This is a genomic window from Luteibacter sp. P4_D7_3, from assembly GCF_056401735.1.
The window spans coordinates 1-1,144 of record NZ_JBFUIT010000593.1 but is presented as its reverse complement, the minus strand read 5'-3'; the positions used below and the strand labels follow the sequence as shown (position 1 = coordinate 1,144).

The following is a 1,144-nucleotide window of genomic DNA, read 5'->3' as shown; positions in this document are numbered from 1 at the left end:
GTACACGCTCGGTCCCGATGTGGTCGGCGAGAACGCCGGCTATGTCGTAGAAGATATTGAGGGCTACTACGTGCAGGTGATCGACGAAGCACCGGTCGGCCTGCAGGTTCCGACGTCGGTCGTCCTGTCCGTGATCGATACGGCTCCGGAGCTGAAGGGCTCCAGCGCCACCAAGCGCAATAAGCCGGCCAAGCTGCAGACCGGCATCGAAGTGCAGGTTCCCGAATACATCACCAACGGAGAGAAGGTGACGGTGAATACGCTTACCGGCGAGTTTGCGGGCCGCGCTTCGTGATCGCATGACCAAGAGCTATTCGTTCCGCGCCAGCGTCATCGACACGTTGATTCGGACGAAGCGGCCCGATGTTCCCATGCGGGTCGCACTGCGCAACACTGCTGCGGTGGTGTTGCCGCTTGCCGCGGGCATGTACACCGGGTACCCGCAGGTCGGCATCGGCATCGCCGCCGGTGCGCTGGACACGATGTTCTCGGACCAGCCCGGTCCGTACCAGCAACGCCTCAACCGTCTCTTCCTGGCGGCGCTGGCAGCTGGCGTCGCTTCGCTGGTCGGCTTCCTGATCGGCGACGACGTGCTACCGATGTGCGTCGCCTGCGCGCTGTGCGGTTTCTTCGGTGGCCTGCTCGTCGTCTTCGGTGCGGACATCGCTCGGGTGGGCATGACCAGCATGCTGCTGTTGGTGATCACGGCCGCCACGCCACAAGACGTCCGCGGTGCACTCTCCGGCGGCGGCCTGATTTTCGCCGGCGGCATGCTTCTGGCGGTGTTCTCCATCGCGGCATGGCCGCTGCAACGCTATCGGCCGGAACGGGCCGCGCTCGCCCTGGTGTATCGCGGGCTCGCCGATCTCGCGCGCAAGCCGCACAAGGATGGCGAAGCTCCCGGCATCACCGATGCCATGAACGCCCTGCAGCTCACCCTGCTCGGCCGCCACCACGCACACGGACGTGCGATGGAAGCCTTTCGCGTGCTGCTCGAGCTTGCGGAGCGCATTCGCCTGGAGCTGGTCGCCATGGCCGAGCTCGAAGTGAAGCGCGAAAGCATGGGCGAGATGTTCCGCAATGATGCCGCCCGCGTTCTCACCGCCACCGCGGACGCCCTCGACGCGGCGGAGCCGCCGCAACG

The 1,144-nt window shown here is 65.8% G+C and carries 1 protein-coding gene and 1 pseudogene; both read left to right on the top strand.

The genetic code is table 11. From position 1 onward, the window contains the following. Nucleotides 1-295, top strand: a pseudogene (locus AC1DSN_RS22985) (elongation factor P-like protein YeiP); the annotation flags it as partial. 4 nt (nt 296-299) lie between these two features. Beyond that, nucleotides 300-1,144: FUSC family membrane protein (locus tag AC1DSN_RS22980; protein WP_477333191.1), on the top strand; the 845-nt coding region annotated here is incomplete at its 3' end.